This window comes from Sporosarcina sp. FSL K6-3457 (assembly GCF_038007285.1).
GTDB lineage: Bacteria > Bacillota > Bacilli > Bacillales_A > Planococcaceae > Sporosarcina.
Map to the genome: position 1 here is coordinate 534,092 of NZ_JBBOWX010000001.1, position 20,564 is coordinate 554,655.

Genomic DNA, 20,564 nt, shown 5'->3' on the forward strand with positions numbered 1-20,564 from the left:
ACATTATGAAGGAGGAAAAGTAGATGAAGAAAATTTTATTTCCAGTCTTACTGGTATTGGTATTGGTTTTGACAGGCTGTGTGCAAACAAAATCGGATGTTAGTGAACTAGATGATGCGGTTAAAGGTGGCGTTAAGGACGATACGAAGGTTGTAATTGAAGTGCTTGGTTCGAGTTCGAGTGAAGAGGATATGAATATCGTACGAGATCAATTGACTAAAAATGGTTTTGATGTGAAATTGAATATCCAGCCTGACTATGGTAGCTTCAAAGCACAACAAGATGCAGGGAATTATGATGTTGCTGTCTCTAGTTGGACAACAGTTACAGGAAATCCGGATTATGCAGTCCGTTCTTTATTCAAAACGGGCGGCGATTATAGTATTCTTGCCGATGACAAGGTGGATGAACTGGTCGATAAGGCCAGTACAGAAACACCGGCTGAATTTGTAGAGACATATAAGCAGCTGGAACAGCAGCTTGTTGCAGAGAAAGCTTATATTGCTCCACTTTATAATTCTTTCAAAGCGCAAGGGGTTAATAAAGAAGTACTGAATGTCGACACAGTTAGACTTGCAAAATCACGTGCGGTTGCGTGGGAAACAATTGACTTTAATGATGCAGCTAAGAGGGAGACAGAACCTTTAATTACACAGCAAGCATTGGGTTCATTGACGTCACTTGACCCAGTGAAGGGAAATGACGGATCCATTAATACGTTAAACACGAATTTATATGTTCGACTGGTCAATTTAACGGATGATGATGTTGTCGTTTCAGATGGTTCTCTATCTTATAATCACAGTATCGCTGAAGGAAATTCTGAGTACTACTTCATTCTTCGGGATGATATCAACTTTGCAGCAGTTGCAGATGGGAAAGCTGTGGATACAGGAGAACGTGTAGGGGCAGATGATGTAATTTTCTCATTGAACCGTGCGAAAGATAAAGACTCTGTTCCTGATCACCGGACATATAGTTTGCATGAGCATATTAAAGATGCGGAAGTTGTAACCGATCTTGCTTCTCTAGACAAAATCCAACAGTCAGATGGCAGTGGAACAGTCAAAGAAGCGCTTGAAGAAGGTCTAGACGTAAAAATTTCAGAACTTGTTGGAGATAAAACAGAGGCAAATAGTGAAGAAGGAAAATACCAAGTTATCAAAATGACAACAACGGAACCTTTCCCACAAGTATTGAATTATTTGGCGCATCAATCTGCGGGAATTGTTTCGAAAAAACAAGTTGAGAGTATTAATACGTATGATGTTGCAGCATTTGACGTGAACAAGGATATCCCATACGGTGATCAAAATACCGTTACGGAAGGTGCTAGCTATAACAATACATTGTATGCAAGCGGACCTTATATTTTGGTGAAAAAGAATGACTACGAAGCTGATTTCGTGAAAAATCCAGCGTACCGACCTGGAACTGATTTTGAACCACTCATTTCAAATGTCGTTGTGCGCTTCATCGCAGATGCAGATAGTTCATTATCTTCATTACGAAATGGTGAAATTCACTTATTCAATGGTGTACCGGAAACAAAATATGAACTTGTTGAGAATGATGAAAAACTTTTCTTGCAAAAAAATGAAAGCAATGCTGTTTCGTACTTGCTATTCAACACAGCCAATCGTGAAGTTGCAACAAGTGACGATTTAAGAAAAGCAGTGCTCTATTCAATTAATCAAGATGAATTCTTAAGCTACTACCAAGGAAATAAGAAAAAAGCATTTTCCACAGTAAGCCCACTTGTGAATACTGGTAATGAGCTTATCGCGGACTCTGCAAAAGCAAAAGAGTTTTTAGAAAAATATAAAGCAAGTAAATAAAAGTGAAAGAGCATCCCGTTTATGAGGATGCTCTTTCCTTGTAATGGTGGCATGCTTGAATGAGTGCTGTACTAGATGCGACCTACTCTTAATTTTTATCTCGTTTGCTATTAACCATTTATTCGCAATTAAAACTAGGAAGCAAGAATTAGAAAACTTTCTGTCTGCTGGGCATTACCGGTCTACTTTCGGCAATAGATAGACGACAGGATGGAGATAGCCTCTGCCGCCAAAATTGAATCTTTGGCGGCCCTCTCTAGTTAAGAAGCCCTCTATTCCCTCGTCCGAAAAAGTATTAGTACTTCGTGTATCTAGGTTTTTGGAGAGCGACGGATGAACGACCATCATACGATTACCGAAAATAATGTACAGGGATGCGGCGAAGTCGCATCCCTGTACATGAAAATAGCACGGTTATTATATAGAAGTTGTTCCATCCAAAGCGAACCAAAAGCGATTGGACTTAGATTGCACATTATTTGATTAAGTTTGACTAACCAACAGTCGTTAATTTTTATATTCCATTTGCAATTTTTTTGGTGAAAGATTATATTCTTTTTTGAAGAGCCTATAGAAACTTGAATAATCTAGAAAACCGCATTTCAAGGCTACTTCCTCAATGGGAAGCTGATTTTGTTTAATCATTGTAACAGCAAAGGATAGACGCTTCAGTGATACATAACGGTAAAAGGGGAGGTTCATGTTCTTTTTAAAGTAATGGGAGAAATAGTATTTATTCAAATGGAAATGAGTAGATACTTTGTCTAAGCTTAAATCCGGTTCGGTCAAATGTAATTCAATATATTCTAGTATAGATACGAATCGTTGGTCTAGTTTATTGTTGTTGCTAAGGTTGGGCATACTACTTTCGGGATCAAAGAGTATTTGAAGAGCTTGAAACAACTGATAATTTATGGTGAAAGGAAAGTTTTCTTCTTCATTTTTAATTTTATGATTTATTTCATTGAGTAAAAAATGTACGTCTTGGAGTTTTTTTTCATGCAAATGCAATACGTGCGAGCTTTGTGTTTTTTGATTAATAATATTCTCTTTCATAGATGGTGAGCTGGATAGAAAGTCGGCCATTAAATGCTCGCTGACGCTAACAATTATACGTTCATAGCTATCCATCTGCTTAACAGTAGCTTTATGCACGGCATAGGGGGGGATGACCACAACATCTCCTCTCTGTAAGGAATACGTTTTCCCTTCACAAAAAAATTCACACTCGCCATTTAAAAATACAAGAACCTCCAAAACATCATGTCTGTGTAATTGGAATAAAGACTCCCATTGGGAAAAGTCTTCGGATGATTCGTTAAATTTTTTGAACCAACCTTGGGAATGATTTTTTTTACCAAAGTAATTTATTTCAAACCCTTTATCGACGACTGGAATTAAATCAGATGGCTTCATTTGATGTGCCCCCTCTATATAGCAATATTTACAATGTTCTAAGCAAGAAACGCTATATATTTTTAACTTTTTGCTGTTATTCTTATAGTATAAAAGAAAGCGTTACCAAACTCAATATCCATGGTGAGGGAATAACTAGGGCAAGACTAAACTCAGGAGGCGTTAAAATGGAACGTAACCACAAACAACCCAATCTAGAAGTCAGAGTCAAAAGTATTATTGAAGTGGATGGATTAAAATTTAAAGACTTGAATAATAGCGGGAAGCTGGAACCGTATAAGGATTGGCGTTTGAGTCCTAAAGAGCGTGCAGAAAACTTAGTGTCATTGATGAATATCGATGAGAAGGTTGGTATGATGCTCATTAATTCACGTAAGATGGGACTTGCTCAGGAAGATAAGGAAAAAACTAGTCATGATGGTGTGTTGGATGAGGCGGTTGTAGAAAAAGGGGAAAATATATTTGCTGCATCCAAAATATATGGCTCAACACATACGATTGCAAAAAGGAATTTAAGGCACTTCATTTTAAGAGATAACTTTAGTCCAGCTGAAATGGCGGAGTGGGTTAATAAAATGAATGAGGTTGCTGAGGGAACGCGTTTAGGTATCCCAGTTATCGTAGCGTCTAATTCAAGGAATGAAAATGCTGAACCTATTTTTGGAATGAATGATGCGGGTGGTATTTTTTCTACATGGCCTGGAACTTTAGGACTTGCAGCGGCAGCACAAGGCGATATTAAAAATGGTGGAGATGCATCACTAATTAGTGAATTTGCTAAAATTGCCCACTCGGAGTGGAATGCTACGGGCATAAGAAAAGGATATATGTACATGGCAGATACCGTTACAGATCCAAGATGGCAACGGACATACGGTACGTTTGGAGAAAATCCAGAATTTATTTCTGACGCGATTGGTCGCCTTGTTGTAGGATTCCAAGGTGAAGAGCTAGGAAAAGATAGTATTGCGATGACAACGAAGCATTTCCCAGGTGGTGGAGCTAGGGAAAATGGATTTGATCCCCATTACGTAGAAGGAAAGTGGAACCTATACCCAACTCCAGGAAGCTTAGAAAAGTATCATTTGCCGCCATTTAGAGCAGCGATAAAATATGGTACATCGTCAATCATGCCGTATTATTCGATCCCAAGTATTAAGAAAAGTGTCGTCCAAGAGTTCGAAGGTGAAGACATTCCGTTCGAAGAGGTAGGCTTCACATTTAATCATTATTTCATTAACCATATTCTAAGAGAAAAACTTGGATTTAAAGGTTATGTAAATAGTGATAGCGGTATCGTCAATAAGATGAGCTGGGGTGTCGAAGAGTTAAGTGAGGCTGAACGCTTTGCTAAGGCTGTCAATGCCGGGACAGATATTGTTGCGGATACAGGAGATATTGAAAATCTTAAATTGGCCGTTAGCAAAGGCTGGATTAGTGAAAAACGGATTAATGAAGCGAATGTCCGACTCCTAACAGAAATGTTCACGCTAGGTCTTTTCGATGATCGTACGTATAATTCGCCAGAAGCGGCGACAGCTGTCGTTAGTAACAAAGCGAATTGGGATGCAGCTTATGAGGGCCATAAAAAATCTGTAACCGTGCTGAAAAATCAACAGCAGACATTGCCATTAACAGCTGAAAAGCTGACGAATAAAAAGGTTTATGTGGAAGTATTGCATAAGGACACGACACGGGCAACTGCTTACACTGAAAAGGCAAGAAAAGAATGTTTAGAGCTTGGGCAATTTACGTTGACGGATAACTATGAAGAAGCTGACGTCGCGATCATGTTCTTACATCCAAAGTCCGGGTCCTATTTTGATGCAACACTAGGATTATTAGAACTTGATATTTGTGAGGGTAAAGTAGTATCAGGTTTGGATGGCTCATTGTATCAAGAAACGACTTTAACGGGCATGAATCATCTCAAAGAAGTGGCAGACAACATTCATAACCGTGGTGGGAAAGTAGTCATTAGTGTGAATGTGACGTTGCCATGGTTACTTGGAAATGTTGAACCATTGGCGGACGCATTAATCGTTGGATATGATACTTTCTATAATGCACAGTTTGAAGTGCTTGCAGGAAATAGTAATCCTGTAGGCGTTCTACCATTGACATTGCCAGCAAGTGATCAAGTCATTGCGGTTTACCAGAATGGTGAGTGTGTATCGAGAAATGATGTACCGGGCTATGACAAGGACAAGTACATGCCTGAGGGATTGAGTTATGCCTATAAGGATAGCGATGGTAATGTCTATAAACTGGGTCATGGATTGAGGTATTGAAACAATTAAATTGGATTGATATTGTGAATTGAAACGCACATAAAATAACTGAGGCTACCTGACACCATAGTTTATTGGTGTCAGGTAGCCTCGGTTTGTTGTTCGTTATAATGATTCAAAAAGGTAATACTGAATTCCTAATCTAACACTTGTTAAGTTACATGAAAATATTAATATCGTGCTCTTCATATTTTCTTAGCATTGGTTGGCTAATGTTTGGGTCTGTAATAATACCATCCACACTTTTTAAATTCCCGATTTTCAGCATAGCTATGGAGTCAAATTTCGTATGATCCGCTACAACAAATACTTTATTGGCATTGCGAAACATAGCCATTTTCACTTCATATTCGCCATCACCGTAATCTGTTAATCCTCTTTCTAAAGAGATTCCACTGACGCTCATAAAAAAAGTATCAATATTAAACTTTTCAATATAGGAAACACAGGAATCGCCTACTATACATAGCTCTGAATTTCTAATTTTCCCGCTCGGTAAATAAAGATTAAAGTTAGGATTTGCACTTAGAATGGTTGCAATAATAATGGAGTTTGTAATGACCGATAATGAATTAAAATTTTTCGCGAGTTCTTTGGCGATTTCTGTATTTGTGGTACTTACATCTAGTGATACAAAACTCCCTTCCTTGACGAATTGGATAGCATGCTTCGCAATCATTTTTTTCTCGCTAATGTTAACGGATTCCCGCACGGTAAAATTTGTTTCTTTTATATTATTATGCTTTAAAACTGCTCCACCATGAACACGTTCAATTTCTCCTAGCTGTTCTAGATATTCTAAATCCCTTCTAATTGTCTCCTGTGTCACGTTTAATAAACTACTTAAGAACACAACTTTCACAGATTTCTTCTCGGTTAAATAATCCATTATAGACTTATAGCGATCACTTTTTAACATATCCGCCCTCAATTCTTATGAAGTAGACCTAATGATAGAAAACTTAAATAGTAGGATGTGGTTACCTATAACTATAAACAACTATCAAAAAAAAGACAGCTTCAGAGTCAAATTGTCATCTTCCTTACAAAACATCATAAAAACCTCTTGAACGGTTAGTCAGAGGGGGTTCATGAAATATTTAGTATCAAACTAGCACTGTGTTTTTACATAAGCTTTACACTATTCTTTATTTATATTTACAATTGTTGTGTATTGTTTGATTTGAAAGGTTATCAAAGAAAAACAAATTAATTCAAAAGAAGGTGCAGGATAATAGTGCAGAAAATTTCAATGAAAAATATCAGTAAGCAATATGATAACAGCCAGGAAATGATTCTTGAAAACTTCAACCTGGATATCTTTGATAAGGAATTCATTGTTTTAGTCGGTCCGTCAGGGTGTGGAAAATCAACAACATTACGCATGATTGCTGGATTAGAAAGCATCACTGCTGGAGAGCTTTCGATAAATGGACAAGTTATGAATGATGTCTCTGCAAAAAATCGGGGCATTGCAATGGTATTTCAAAACTATGCACTTTTTCCGCACTTAAATGTATTTGATAATATTGCATTCGGTTTGAAAATTAGAAAAGAAAATAAAAAAGTAATAAAAGAACGTGTAGAGGAAACTGCACAGAAGTTAGGGCTCACCGCCTATTTAAAGCGTAAACCGAAAGATTTATCCGGAGGACAACGGCAGCGTGTTGCATTAGGTAGAGCTATCGTGCGCAATACTAATATTTTCTTAATGGATGAGCCATTATCGAATTTAGACGCCAAGCTTCGTATTCAAATGCGTGAAGAGATTATCAATTTACATAACCAATTAGGGACAACGACCGTTTATGTGACGCATGATCAAACCGAAGCAATGACAATGGCATCCCGTATTGTTGTTTTAAAAGATGGTGAGATCCAGCAAGTCGGTACACCAGATGAAATCTATATGTATCCCGCTAATATGTTTGTAGCGAGTTTTATTGGTTCACCAACTATTAACTTTTTAACGGTGAATGCGTCTCGACATGAATTGAAAATCGATAATCAAAAAATTGCCGATTTACTACTAGCAGAAGAGGTTTCTGGTGAGTTAATCGCAGGTATCCGACCAGAGGATATTGAGGTAACAGATGATCCCACCGCTATTAAACTGACTATACATCGTGTTGAAATGATGGGGGCAGACAAATTTGTATATGGAGAAATATATGGTCAAAAGCTGACCGTCCGTGTGCATAACGAATTAAACATTCAAGAGCAGCAGCATTTGATGATTAAATTAAGCCCGCATAAGGTGCATCTGTTTGATAAAAAAACAGGGAAATCCATCATTAAAGATATGGTGGTGGGTTACTAGTGGATTCAATGAAACGTTACGGACTATTGCTTTTCTTTGTTGGCATTCCGCTTATTCCCTTACTCGCATTTTGGTTTATCCCAATGTTTGTATCTCTTTGGTTAAGTACGACGGATTGGGATTATATTAGTCCAGAATATAACCACGTTATGCTAGAGAACTATCAAACAATACTAACAAGTGATAATTTCTATGCGGCACTAAAAAATACTGCTTTTTTCAGTGTGATGACGGTTATACCGACGATTATCTTTGGTCTATTATTTGCTAGTTTGTTGAAAAATGTCATGAAGGGCTCCACGCTACTTAAATCTTTACTCTTCTCACCATGGATTACACCGATGGTTGCGATGTCGATTGTGTGGACATGGATTTTTCAGCCGGATATTGGCTTGTTGAACCAGCTATTGGGTTTGCTTCATTTACCACAGCCGTCATGGCTAACAGATTCTAATACTGCCATGTGGGCAATTATTATAGTATCTATTTGGAAAAATGCGGGCTGGGCAATGATTTTCTATGCAGATGCACTATCAAAAATACCTGGTGAACTGTATGAGGTTGGGGAAATTGAAGGGACTTCCTGGTGGCAAAACAATCGATTCATTACAATTCCGTTAGTTTCGCCGACTACTTTATTTTTAATTATTATTTCTCTGATTGATGCCATTCAGGCCTATGACCAAATCCAGGTTATGACGCAGGGAGGGCCAGCCGGTAGTACGCGAACATTATTATACTTATACTACCAAATGGCGTTTGAGCAATTTAATATGGGACAGGCCACTGCGCTGTCAACGATTATCGTCATATTAACGGGTTTACTCGCTTTCATCTTATTCTACACATCGAAAAAATGGGTTCATTATTAAGGAGGACGAAGAAAATGCACCAAACGGTTCATACATCCAAAACTTTTTTTCGGTACACCTTCCTAATAATCTTTAGTTTGATAATGGTATTTCCGCTTATTTGGATGATGTTAAGTTCTTTGAAAACTACTGAAGAAATTTTCTCAGTACCTTTAACGCTTTTCCCGGAAACGCTGCAATGGAGCAACTTTACAGGGGCACTAGAGCTAGCACCATTTTGGTTATATATGTTCAATAGTGCTTTTACGTCGGTCTGTATTGTTGTCCTTCAAGTCGTTTTATCGAGCATGATTGCTTATGCACTGACACAGCTAAAGTTTAGAGGGAAATCGCTGTTATTCAATTCGATACTAATTACGTATATGCTACCGGCCGCGGCTACTTATGTACCGAGTTATATATTGCTCTCCAAGATGGGGTTACTTGATTCTTTGACTGGTATTGTCATTTCGAATGTGGCAAGTGTCTTTACTATTTTCTTGCTACGGCAAGCATTTTTGCAAGTGCCAAAGGAAATGATTGAAGCAGCTCGATCTGAAGGTGCCAATGATTTTACCGTATTGATGAGGGTTATGATTCCGATGTGTAAATCGACAATTTTCATAGCTAGCTTAATTGGCTTTGTGTCGATGTATAACAATTATTTATGGCCATCATTAATCGTTAAAAGCCAGGAAAAGTATTTGATTACAGTTGGTCTTAATCGATTTTTCACGAATGTAGGGTCTTTTGCCGATACTTGGCCTTTAATAATGGCAGCGAACGTGCTAACTGTCTTACCACTTTTACTATTGTTTGTGCTGTTAAATAAGTGGTTTATAAAAGGAATCAGTGACAACGGCTTAAAAGGATAAATAAAAAAAGAGGAGTGTTTCAAATGAAAAAGAATTTATTATTTGCGCTTATTATGTCGGCATTGATGATGGTGTTAGCAGCATGTACAACAAGTGAAGCTGGGGAAAGTAGTACAGGCTCAGAACCTTCAGGTCCCGTTACAATTGAGTTTTGGTATGGTCTTGGCAGTGAAGCAGATATAAAAATGAAAGAAATTATCAAAGATTTTAATGCATCGCAGGATGAAGTAATTGTTGAAGCGATTCCTCAAGCAAGCTATTCAGAAACCTACCAAAAGCTGCAAGCAGCGATTGCAGCGAAGGACGCACCGGGCTTATTCATCACAGAGTCTAGTTCTCTTGTGGATTTAGCAAGTAAATCAGCATTAGCGCCATTAAATAAGTATGCAAGTGAAGATAGTATTTTTGATAAAGATGATTTCTTAGATGTATTTATTGATGCGGCGTATGTTGGTGAAGAGTTATATGCATTACCAGCTTACGGGACAACACAAGTTATGTATTTCCGTAAAGACATTTATGAACAAGCGGGAATTGATCCAAAAGAAGCATTCTCATCTTGGGAAAATGTCGCTGAAATATCTAAAAAGCTGCAAGAACAAGGTGTAGTGGAATACGGTCATTTACCAATGTGGGGGAGCGGAAACTTAATAGATATCGCATTAAGTAATGGTGGAGAAATGTTGAGTGAAGATGGTAAGGAAGTATTAATAGATAGCAAAGCTTGGACGGATTCTTGGGAATTTATGCGTAAGCAAATTCACGATAATAAAACAATGAAAGTCAACTCTGGCGGACAAGGCTGGGAATACTGGTATAAAACAATTGATGAAGTATTAGCTGGTAAAGCAGCAGGATACACGGGTTCATCAGGAGATAAAGGGGACCTTGACTTCACGGTTATTGATTCTATTCCACAACCGGGTTTAAACGGTAACGCAGCAGCTCCTATTGTAGGTGCATTATTTATGGCTGTTCCAGCTATTAATAGCGATGAAGAAGTTGCAGCTGCCTATAAATTTATGAGCTACTTCTCGAGTGCAGAGGTGAATGTGGATTGGGCGGAGCATATCGGCTATATTCCGGTGCGTGAATCTGCAATGGAAGTTCCCGAATATGCAGCATTCATCGAAGAAAATCCTTATGCAGGAATTCCATATAAACAAGCATTGACAGGTTCACCAGATTTCGTAGATCCAACAGGAGGAAAAATCTTCGATGCCATCTCCATTGCAGCAGATAAAGTAGAGCTTCAAAACGTTTCTGTAGAGGAAGCCTTGAAAGAAGCGAAAAAAGTAGCACAGGAAGCATTAGACAAACACAATAATCAATAAATAAGACGGGGTGAGTGCATGTTGCGGGATACTATCAAAATCGAACTGCTAGATGATTCTGGTGAAAAAGTGCTGAATAACAAATTTACAGTTGATGTTGCAGAACATGTCCAATCCATTAGTCTGCGGCTCTATCATATAAAAAGTATCTGGGGTACTTATTTGGTATACGATCCTAGTGGGCAATTACGGGCGCAATATTTAACAGGTAAAACGCCGCAGCCAGTCATGATTCATGAACAACCAAAGCGAACGAGTCCTTATACAATCGGTGGACCGATTGCAGCGGGGACATGGACAATCGATTTCGTCGCTGCAGTCAGTCAGCAGGAAGAGATGGAAAAACCATTTTTAGAAGTGCAATTTAATGGTGAAAGCAATGTCCAATCAGTAGATGAGTTAGGTTGGAATCAGCCAGATGCAAATACTCTTTTACTATCTACGAATAGCTCCGAGCAAATGATAAAGCCTGAAGCAAGGTGGTACAAGGGTGATTTTCATACCCATACCATCTACTCAGATGGACAAATGACAAGAGAAGAAAATATAGCAAGTGCAAAAAATCAGCAATTGGATTTCTTCGTCGCAACGGATCATAATATCGTACCAACCTCTTGGGTAAATGATACCTCCATACTTGTATTACCAGGAATAGAAGTGACAGCACCACTTGGTCATTTCAATATTTTAAATACGAACACATCTCCTTTTGTTGAAAATAGACTGGCAGATATGTTGACAGAGCAAGGGATGAATAGCATTATCAATGGGTATTATGGAGATGCGCTTATTTCGATAAACCACCCGTTTTTAACCGAATGGAAATGGTTGTTTAAAGATACACCGTTGCATAAAGTAGACACGCTTGAAATTTGGAATGATCCAACCTATTCCGCTAATCCGCAGGCAACGGAATGGGCATTAATTGCTTGGGATATCTTATTAAAAGATGGTCATAAAATTACTGGAATTGGTGGATCGGACTCTCATTTGAAGCCAGACGAACGCTATGAGGGCAGTGAAGAAGCATCTCTCATCGGAGATCCGGGAACATTTGTTTATTGTGAAGGGCTATCAACTCATAATCTAGTGAAGGCCTTGAAAAATGGACGTGTTTTCGTTTCAAGAGGTGAACAGATCGACTTCAAGCTCGATGGTTTCATAGCGGGAGATCAAAGCGATATACTGACAGGTCAAATAGCAGCAAAGGTCCATTCACATGATGATGTTGAAATCGAGTGGATTGTCGATGGTCAGATTGCATCGAAAGAGAAGGGCAACCAATCTAGCTTCCAATTTGATTGGAACGACAATGCTTATCATTATATTCGAGTAAATGTAAGAAAAGAGGATGGCACACTTTATGGCTTTACAAACCCCATTTATTTTAATGACAAGCGTCCATCACTTGATACATGGGGGCAGCTGCTAGAGCTTATGCAGGTGCATATAAATGATTAAAGGCATTTTGTTTGATAAAGACGGGACATTAATCGAATTTAATAGTTTATGGATTGATTCAACCTATGAATTTTTAAAGAATATTACCCAAATCCACAATCAAGAAAGTAAGCTTGAAGAACTTGCATTCAAAATTGGCCTGGAAGGTCAAACAGTTCGTGAGGATAGTGCACTTGCTGGAAAAACATCAGCTGATTTAGCTGATATCATTAGCAACGTGTTAATGGTAGATTTTGATGGGATTTTAAAAGAGTTGAACCATTTTTACTATCAAAAAATCAAAGAAAATCCTGAGAAAATCAAGCCCGTTTGCAATTTGTCGGCGTTATTTACACAGTTAAAATCGAATGGTCTAAAGATTGGGATTGTGACGGCTGATAACTACGATGTTACAAAATATATATTGGAGGTTCTTCAGCTTTTAGAATACGTGGATTTTATTGCGACAGCTGATTTGTATGAGAGAAAGCCACATGTAGAAGCATTACAGGTATTTTGTCACCAACAGAACCTAGAACTAGATGAGGTCATTCATATCGGTGATACGTCCATTGATATGGAATTCTCCAAGCATTGTTTATATGGCGTTGGTGTTTTAACAGGTGTCGGCTCTGCATCGCTATTATCGACCTATACGCCATATGTGTTAAACAATGTTGCAGATTTAATTGATCATGATGGGAAAGTAACATTCCCAGCGTAAGAAAAATGGGGCTGTTGAACCTTACTGGGTTTAGCAGCTTTCATTTTCAATCAAAAATAGTGAGGAATTGTGTATGTATGGAATATTTTTCATTCTCTTAATAGCAATCATTTTTGAAGTAATGGGGACAACGCTTTTAAATCCAGCATTGCATATGGGTAAAGGTAAACGAATGGTGGGTATTGGTATATTTTTTACGTTTTCATTTTATCTATTAGCAACTGTCATGCAAACCCTTCCGATAGGCGTTGTTTATGCGACTTGGAGCGGCGTTGGAATGGCTCTCATTATCCTGGTCGGATTGGTGTTATTTAAAGAGAAAATGTCAAAGAAAAAGGGTATCGGATTAGTAATCACAATTGTAGGTCTTGTGATGATCAATTTATGATTTGTAGGTGAAGAAGATGACAGGAGCATATTTTTTATGGATAGCGATTGCCTTAGAGGTAATGGGGGCGACGATGCTTAAATTGTCAAACGGCTTTCAAAATTTCCTGCCTACTCTATTGATTTTTGTTTTCTATGCATGTTCATATTATTTTTTTAGCAAAGTATTGAAAACGATAAGTTTATCGATAGGGTATGCCATTTGGTCGGGTGCAGGCATTTTTTTCATTACACTTGTAGGTGTGCTGTATTGGGGAGATTCTATAAAATTGCATACTATTGTTGGAATGATCCTCGTCGTTGGAGGGATATGGTTGTTAAATAGTAAGGAGAATGTGAAGTATTTGCTGGAAACCTGATGCTATGGTAAAAGCTTCAGCCGCCAAAATTGTATCTTTGGCGGCTTTTCCCTAGTTAGAAACCTCTCTATTCCCTCATTCCAATAAGCATTAGCACTTCGTGTACAAGTTATTTGGGTTAATCAGTAGGCATGAAAAATATGTTAGTTTGGATGACTGTCATCCAAAATTATGCATTCCCTTCTAAACGCTTCGCCTCAAAAAACAACACCTGAATAAATTTCTTTGTATTGACCCGAGTTGGTGTATGAGGAGAAGGTGACTCATCCTCTAATTCTCTCATTTTTTGTCGAACAACTGTAAAATCAAAAAAGCTAGATGCGTAATTTTCAAATTTAGAATTCCCGTAATCTGCTAGACCTAAGGATGCAAAATGATTAAGGGAGCTAGTAATCACTCTGCGAAGTCGTTGTTCGGAAGCTTTTATTTCTCGATTGATTTCTACAGATGTGGCTGAAGATCCTAGTTTTTTCTTTGAAATTTCAAGGATTAGATCCTTTAAAGAAGGGAAATCTTGCTCAACGGTTTTATTGCGCCTTAAGGTGAATAAGTAATGAAGAATATCTATCAAATCTCTTGAGCCGTTTTCGCCCAAAATACCTAGCTCTGCTAATAGGAATTCACCAATTTTCGTTATACTTTCTTCAGATGAATGGGTAGCTGTCGTCGGCGAAGGATCTTTTATGTGTAAAAGGTTTCCAATGGATACCTTGATGTCATGTATTGAATTTTCCAATTGGATGCGTTCGACTACTTTTTGAATAACGGTAATCATTTCTATTCGGTTGATAGGTTTTATAATGTAATAATCGACGCCAAGGGAATAGGCTTCACCAATTAACTCTTTCGTTTCTACTTGGGAGATCATGATAAATTTCCCTTTAAAGTCATTTAGTAAATGTCGAATTGTTTCAATTCCATCTCGATTGGGCATGAGTAAGTCGATAAAAAGAATATCTACTTTATGCATATTCAAAAAGGAGCTTTCTAGCTGATCACCGTCTGCTGCTTCCCCAACGATTTCACCTAAATTCTCATCCTCGATAATTTGAGTTAATATCGATCGAATGGCAATATCATCATCCACTATAAAAAAACGCATTACATCACCCCTTCTGTGTCAACTGATTCGTAGGAATTTTTATAGAGAAGGTAACACCATTTGCTTCATTTTCAAAAAAGATTTTCCCGCCAAGATTTGTAACGGCTTCTTCCACATAAGATAAGCCGATTCCAGTAGATGGATTCCCTAAAACATCATACCTAGATGTGAAACCAGGTTGGAATATAGCGTGTGCATATTTTTCAGATATAGTAGGTCCGCTATTAAAAACATGAAATTCTGTCATACCATCAGATTCATTAAATATTAAATGGATTTTCCCACTATCCACAATGGCTTCTACTGCATTCGCTACTAAGTTGTTAAGTAGTGATAACACTGTATATACATGATAGTCGGGATGGATACCTTCAAGTGAATAAGTAATCTTAATATTTTTTTTGAGTAGAAATACATATTTTTCATTAATACGAACAATGAGTTGAATCAGCTCCATCACATCGATGTAATCTCTAAAGCTTTCTTTGGAAATCAATTTTGAAAGTCCGGCAAAAATCCGCTGATTATCTTTTTTTATTTCGTGGATTTCCCCTGCAATTCGTAGTGCCCTCAGGCTAGCCTCTTTGTTATCTACTAGTAAATCGCGATATAAAGCATACGATTCCACAGTAACGGTTTCAGCATTTTTTAATGTCTTCTTTAGATAGATGGCCTCTTCATGTAAGTTTGAAATAAGGAGTAGCATATGCTCATTTTTTTCCCGTATTTGCTTTTCCCTGGAGTCTGCTTCATATAACTTCAGCATATTAAAAAAGCTGATGACAATAAAACTATGTGCAAACGCAGCTAAATTCATTTCATTCAAATCAGAAAGTGTAATCGTAGTGTTCAATATTAAATATTGTGCGAGTAGTTCTGCACTATCCGATAATAATTCGACAACATAGCCTATGAGTCCAATCGTTAAAGAGGATTTACGAAATCTTTTGATGTTAATGAATTGGAACAAACAAGCATAGGTGAAGTAAAAGAAAAAGGTTGGACAGTGTTGTTGAAAAGAATAGATCACATTTGTTTCATTCATAAAAAAGAAGTCCAGGGGCACACGGAAGAGTACTAAAGCCGATGCTGTCAAGAAACCTGGGAGAACGGGTGGAACTTTTTTTAATAATAGTAACAGGAAGAAGAGTGCGGGAGCACCAAAACTTACCCGGAACGTATCATTTAATGGGTAAAATTTCACTTCGCCGGCAAGGGGAACGATTATGATCATCAGTACAATAATATAAATATCCTTCTTTAGTAATGAACTAAACCGCAAGATGTTCCCTCTTCCCTTTATGTCCAATTTTATTTGTTTTAAAAATCAGTATACAGTTCCTACAGCATTTAAACAACGGTCCTTTTTAAATATTTAGGTTATTCCGTATACTTTTGTAGGTTTACGTCTGATTTTGTAGTCATGAATATACAATGAAAACTAGTTATGAAAGCGCTTAATAACTGTGCGGTTTTAACTTAAAAAAGGGGGAATTAGTATGAAGAGGTTTGGAATATTTATGATGATGGGAGCACTGATGTTAGTAATGGCCGCATGTGGGGCTGAAAAAGGGAATAGTTCAACGGGGAGTTCCGATACAAGTACAGGGGACGATAAAAAAACATATATCGTTGGGATAGATACAACCTATCCACCTTTTGAGTTTGAGGTAGATGGAGAATATACAGGAATCGATATCGATCTTATTACAGCAATTGCAGAAAATCAAGGGATTGAAATTAAGTTCGATGCAATGGACTTTGGGGGAATCATTCCCGCTATGCAAGCAGATCAGCTAGATATCGCAATTGCAGGCATGAGTATTACTGATGACCGTAAAAAAGTTGTGAATTTCTCAGATCCATATTTTGAAGCGGGTCTTACATTAGTTGTTGCTGCAGAAACAGCAGACATTGAATCTATTGAAGATTTAAAAGGTAAAACAATTGCTGCAAAGAATGGAACGACTGGAGCGAAATTTGCACAAGAACATGAAGCTGAATATGGCTACAAACTTGTGTTGTTCGATGATAGTCCTGCCATGTTCCAAGAAGTTTCAAACGGGAGTGCTGCGGCTTTAATCGAAGATTATCCTGTAATTTCGTATGCAATTTCTCAAAATGATCTTGATTTACAAGTTATCGGAGATCGCTTGAATGGAGACCAGTATGGAATCGCTGTCCTTAAAGGAAAGAATAGTGATGTCTTGCAAAAAATTAATGATGGTCTTCAAGACCTTCGTGATAGTGGGGAATATGACAAGATTCTTGCAAAATATCTAGCTGAGTAAGTCGGATTGCATAGTGAAGTGAATTATTTGGATGGTTGAGTTGAATGGGGGCGCCTTTTGGGTAGCCTCCGTAAACCACCAAGCGACCTAAATGACTGCTTGATAGTGGTTGATTGGAAATTTGGTATTTTCGAGGGAGTGAGTAAATGGAGACGATTATTGCGGCATTACCCTACTTAATGCAAGGGTTGAAAGTGACGCTCTATATCTTTTTCTTTTCAATTATTTTTGGATTTTTGATTGGTTTAGCAACTGCTTTAATGCGCCTTACTACTATAAAACCTTTAAACTGGATTGCAAAAGCTTTCGTGGATATTATTCGGGGCACACCATTTATCGTTCAGCTATTTTTTATTTACTTCGGATTGAACGGACTTGATTTTATATCATTGGATCGGACGGTTGCTGGAATTTTAACAGTGTCGTTAAACGCAGGAGCCTATTTTTCTGAAATTATCCGTGCTGGAATACAGTCGATTGATAAGGGGCAGGCGGAAGCCGCAAGATCACTTGGTCTTACTAAGGTACAAACAATGCGTACAATCGTTTTGCCGCAAGCGTTTAGAACGATGCTGCCGACGATTACCAATCAATCCATTATTAGTTTCAAAGATACGTCACTCCTTTCTATTATTGGAATTGCTGATATCGTTCAAAAGGGAAAGGTTCAGGCGAGTGCTACGTTTCAACCCTTTGAGATTTGGCTAACGGTTGGTGCTGTTTACTTTGTGATTATCTATCTTATATCGGTATTTGCTAGCTCTGTTGAAAGGAGGTTCAAAATTAAATGACAATTATACAAGTGAAAAATTTGAAAAAGTCATTTGGCGAACTTGAGGTATTAAAAGATATTAATGTGGCGATTAAGGAACGTGAAGTCGTCTGCGTAATTGGGCCATCGGGTTCTGGAAAAAGCACATTTTTAAGATGTCTGAACCGGTTGGAGGATATTACAGGCGGCCATGTTGTGATTGATGGCAAAGATATCACAGATCCGAAGCTTGATATTAACAAGGTTAGGGAAAATGTTGGAATGGTCTTTCAACAATTCAATTTGTTTCCGCATATGACAGTTCTGCAAAATATAATGCATGCACCTTTAAATTTACGAAAAGGTGACAAGGGATCAATTGAAAAGAAAGCACTTGAATTATTATCGAAGGTTGGCTTGTCCGACAAAGCGAAAGCGTCGCCAAGTGAACTTTCAGGAGGGCAAAAGCAGCGTGTTGCAATTGCTAGGGCGTTAGCGATGAATCCCAAAATTATGCTGTTCGACGAACCGACATCGGCACTTGACCCTGAAGTAGTTGGTGATGTGCTTGCGGTCATGAAGCAGCTTGCCCTGGAAGGGATGACGATGGTTGTTGTGACACATGAAATGGGATTCGCACGCGAAGTAGGGGACCGTGTCATTTTCATGGATGGCGGCTATATCGTGGAGGAAAATGTTCCAGAGGAATTGTTTGGCAATCCTCAAGAAGTTAGAACGCAATCATTTTTAAGTAAAGTGCTGTAATATTTTCAAGATGTGTAGCTCATTTTTGATTTGCTCAAGTGAAGCACTATGTTTGGTTGCGTTGTGGACAAACTCAATGATGCTGGTAATTCTGGTGAATAGTTTTAGGTGTAAATGGCATGATGTAAATTTAAACAAATCCTTTAAGCAATTGTAAAAAACAGTGGCCTAAAGGATTTGTTTAGGTGTATCCACCTTAGAATATTGTGCTCTTTTTTGATATTGAGTAGGGGTCATTCCTGTCCACTTCTTAAATGTACTACTAAAATGTCGTTCATCCTTATAACCAACTTCTTTAGCTACTTCGTAGATTAGATAATCTTTGGATAATAGAAATTTTGCTTGTGAAATACGGTATTGGTGCAGGTAGTCTAAGAAATTAATGCCCAATTCCTGTTTAAAAAGCGAACTTAAATATGCACTTGAAACAAAAACTTCATTTGCGATGATTTCCAGCGTTAGATGCTCATGATATCGCTCTTTAATAATGGTTTGGGAATGTCTGACTGTACGATGAATAGGACGCTCAGATGTTAAAATTTCAAATACATTTTGGAAGATCTTTTTGATAATAGAAGACATATCATCGAATGTTTGCATAGTAGGAATTTGCTCAATCCAATTCACAAGATCATTTTCCCATTCAATCCTTGTCAATTTATTATCATAAACAAACTTTTGTATTTCAACGATAAGTGTAATGGCTTTTAAATTCACCTGATCTTTATTATAAAAAGTACTTTTTTCCAGATAACTTAACCAGTTTTCCAAATTATCTAACGCAGCATCATATTGTTTATTAAACATGTTAGATAAAAATGTGTGTTCTAACTCAGATAAATTCTTATCGTCAAGAATTTTCTTATCCATAGTGTCCATTAAATCTACATAGAAAAAAGCTCTCTTATCTTTTTGATAATAATGTTCAGCCAGTGCCTGCTTGGCTTCTACATAGGATTGATGTAACTCATATATGGACTCTTTAGTATTGCTAATCCCGATATAAATCTCTACATTCAAATAGGATTGGAAGTTTTCCACCAATGGTGTTAAGTAGGATTCCAATTTAATAGACGCATTTGAGGGATTATTATTTCCAATCCAAATGAGTTTCTCTTGGCTTAAAAAGAGTTCTATTTTCCCCTCATAATAAGGAGATAGGGTCTCCGTTGCAATATTAATAACAGAAAATTTTAGTAAATCATAGTCATCCAGATAACTCTTTTCACTCTGAGACGGGAAATGAATCATCCCGACATGTAGGTTGTGAGAATTTATACTCATTTGCAGTTCACTTATAATCTTCACCCGGTCCTCGTTAGAGGCTTGTTTTGGATGAGATAACCAATTATTCAATTTTTCTATTTTGGCTAAGTACATATTTTTATCGTTATAATGTTCAAGGAGACTAAGTTGATCATCCATAAATCTATCTTGTTTAATCTTTTCCAAAGCCCGTAGAACTGCTGTTAATATTTCAGCGGGTTGGGCAGGTTTCAGAATGTAATCAAAAACATTTAAATTGATGGAATGCTTGGCATAGTCGAAGTCTTTATAACCAGTTAAAACAATTGCTTCAAAATTAAGCCCAGTATCTTTTGCTTGCTGTATAAACTCTAGACCACTCATTTTCGGCATTCGAATATCCGTTAATATAATATCTGGTTGATTTTGATTGAAACTTATCAAAGCATCTATGCCATTCTTAGCCTGCGCACAAAGCTCAATACTATGGGATTTCCAATCAATGCTGGAAATTAGTCCTTCGCGAATCTTTTCTTCGTCTTCAACAATTAGTAGTTTATACATCGGCGATTTCC

18 protein-coding genes are annotated in these 20,564 nt (G+C 37.6%); 13 read left to right on the forward strand and 5 right to left on the reverse strand.

Annotated features, from left to right (window positions below):
• The first annotated feature begins 23 nt into the window (after positions 1–23).
• On the forward strand, positions 24–1,838 hold the full coding sequence (locus tag N1I80_RS02700) for an ABC transporter substrate-binding protein (RefSeq protein ID WP_340736423.1): 1,815 nt from the start codon (positions 24–26) through the stop codon (positions 1,836–1,838).
• Between the two features lie 507 nt (positions 1,839–2,345).
• Here N1I80_RS02700 and N1I80_RS02705 read toward each other — a convergent pair.
• Positions 2,346–3,254: an AraC family transcriptional regulator gene (locus N1I80_RS02705; protein WP_340736424.1), complete on the reverse strand. Its 909-nt coding sequence runs from the start codon at positions 3,252–3,254 to the stop codon at positions 2,346–2,348.
• Positions 3,255–3,421: 167 nt separating this feature from the next.
• Between N1I80_RS02705 and N1I80_RS02710 the strand changes: the two genes are divergently transcribed.
• Positions 3,422–5,545 carry a glycoside hydrolase family 3 protein gene (locus tag N1I80_RS02710; RefSeq protein WP_340736425.1) on the forward strand — a complete coding sequence of 708 codons (2,124 nt, stop codon included), beginning with the start codon at positions 3,422–3,424 and terminating at the stop codon, positions 5,543–5,545.
• Between the two features lie 157 nt (positions 5,546–5,702).
• On the opposite strand, the gene N1I80_RS02715 is transcribed toward N1I80_RS02710, so the two are convergent.
• Positions 5,703–6,464 (reverse strand): DeoR/GlpR family DNA-binding transcription regulator, encoded by a 762-nt coding sequence (locus N1I80_RS02715; protein ID WP_340736426.1) that lies wholly within the window; start codon positions 6,462–6,464, stop codon positions 5,703–5,705.
• A 333-nt stretch (positions 6,465–6,797) separates the two neighbouring features.
• Between N1I80_RS02715 and N1I80_RS02720 the strand changes: the two genes are divergently transcribed.
• From N1I80_RS02720 to N1I80_RS02755, 8 genes are all read left to right on the forward strand, one after another.
• Positions 6,798–7,865: an ABC transporter ATP-binding protein gene (locus N1I80_RS02720; protein ID WP_445683682.1), complete on the forward strand. Its 1,068-nt coding sequence runs from the start codon at positions 6,798–6,800 to the stop codon at positions 7,863–7,865.
• Positions 7,866–7,873: 8 nt separating this feature from the next.
• Positions 7,874–8,737 (forward strand): carbohydrate ABC transporter permease, encoded by an 864-nt coding sequence (locus N1I80_RS02725; RefSeq protein WP_340739953.1) that lies wholly within the window; start codon positions 7,874–7,876, stop codon positions 8,735–8,737.
• Positions 8,738–8,856: 119 nt separating this feature from the next.
• The gene (locus N1I80_RS02730) at positions 8,857–9,591 is read left to right on the forward strand and encodes a carbohydrate ABC transporter permease (protein ID WP_340736428.1); all 735 of its coding nucleotides are present in this window, start codon (positions 8,857–8,859) and stop codon (positions 9,589–9,591) included.
• A gap of 23 nt (positions 9,592–9,614) precedes the next feature.
• Positions 9,615–10,925 carry an ABC transporter substrate-binding protein gene (locus N1I80_RS02735; RefSeq protein WP_340736429.1) on the forward strand — a complete coding sequence of 437 codons (1,311 nt, stop codon included), beginning with the start codon at positions 9,615–9,617 and terminating at the stop codon, positions 10,923–10,925.
• Positions 10,926–10,943: 18 nt separating this feature from the next.
• On the forward strand, positions 10,944–12,386 hold the full coding sequence (locus N1I80_RS02740; protein ID WP_340736430.1) for a CehA/McbA family metallohydrolase: 1,443 nt from the start codon (positions 10,944–10,946) through the stop codon (positions 12,384–12,386).
• Positions 12,379–13,089 (forward strand): HAD family hydrolase, encoded by a 711-nt coding sequence (locus N1I80_RS02745; RefSeq protein ID WP_340736431.1) that lies wholly within the window; start codon positions 12,379–12,381, stop codon positions 13,087–13,089. Before N1I80_RS02740 ends, N1I80_RS02745 begins: the two co-directional genes overlap by 8 nt.
• 73 nt (positions 13,090–13,162) lie before the next feature.
• Positions 13,163–13,477 carry a DMT family transporter gene (locus N1I80_RS02750; RefSeq protein WP_340736432.1) on the forward strand — a complete coding sequence of 105 codons (315 nt, stop codon included), beginning with the start codon at positions 13,163–13,165 and terminating at the stop codon, positions 13,475–13,477.
• Between the two features lie 16 nt (positions 13,478–13,493).
• Positions 13,494–13,835: a DMT family transporter gene (locus N1I80_RS02755; RefSeq protein WP_340736433.1), complete on the forward strand. Its 342-nt coding sequence runs from the start codon at positions 13,494–13,496 to the stop codon at positions 13,833–13,835.
• A 169-nt stretch (positions 13,836–14,004) separates the two neighbouring features.
• Here N1I80_RS02755 and N1I80_RS02760 read toward each other — a convergent pair whose 3' ends face one another.
• Together N1I80_RS02760 and N1I80_RS02765 are read right to left on the reverse strand one after the other, a co-directional pair.
• Positions 14,005–14,937 (reverse strand): response regulator, encoded by a 933-nt coding sequence (locus N1I80_RS02760; protein ID WP_340736434.1) that lies wholly within the window; start codon positions 14,935–14,937, stop codon positions 14,005–14,007.
• A 4-nt stretch (positions 14,938–14,941) separates the two neighbouring features.
• Complete coding sequence (locus tag N1I80_RS02765) at positions 14,942–16,171, reverse strand: sensor histidine kinase (protein WP_445683683.1); 1,230 nt, start codon at positions 16,169–16,171, stop codon at positions 14,942–14,944.
• Positions 16,172–16,436: 265 nt separating this feature from the next.
• On the opposite strand from N1I80_RS02765, the gene N1I80_RS02770 reads away from it, so the two are divergent.
• From N1I80_RS02770 to N1I80_RS02780, 3 genes are all read left to right on the forward strand, one after another.
• Positions 16,437–17,228 carry a transporter substrate-binding domain-containing protein gene (locus N1I80_RS02770; protein ID WP_340736436.1) on the forward strand — a complete coding sequence of 264 codons (792 nt, stop codon included), beginning with the start codon at positions 16,437–16,439 and terminating at the stop codon, positions 17,226–17,228.
• 146 nt (positions 17,229–17,374) lie between these two features.
• The gene (locus tag N1I80_RS02775) at positions 17,375–18,019 is read left to right on the forward strand and encodes an amino acid ABC transporter permease (RefSeq protein ID WP_340736437.1); all 645 of its coding nucleotides are present in this window, start codon (positions 17,375–17,377) and stop codon (positions 18,017–18,019) included.
• Positions 18,016–18,744: an amino acid ABC transporter ATP-binding protein gene (locus N1I80_RS02780; protein WP_340736438.1), complete on the forward strand. Its 729-nt coding sequence runs from the start codon at positions 18,016–18,018 to the stop codon at positions 18,742–18,744. Before N1I80_RS02775 ends, N1I80_RS02780 begins: the two co-directional genes overlap by 4 nt.
• Before the next feature lie 168 nt (positions 18,745–18,912).
• On the opposite strand, the gene N1I80_RS02785 is transcribed toward N1I80_RS02780, so the two are convergent.
• On the reverse strand, positions 18,913–20,553 hold the full coding sequence (locus N1I80_RS02785) for a helix-turn-helix domain-containing protein (protein WP_340736439.1): 1,641 nt from the start codon (positions 20,551–20,553) through the stop codon (positions 18,913–18,915).
• Positions 20,554–20,564 lie beyond the last annotated feature (11 nt).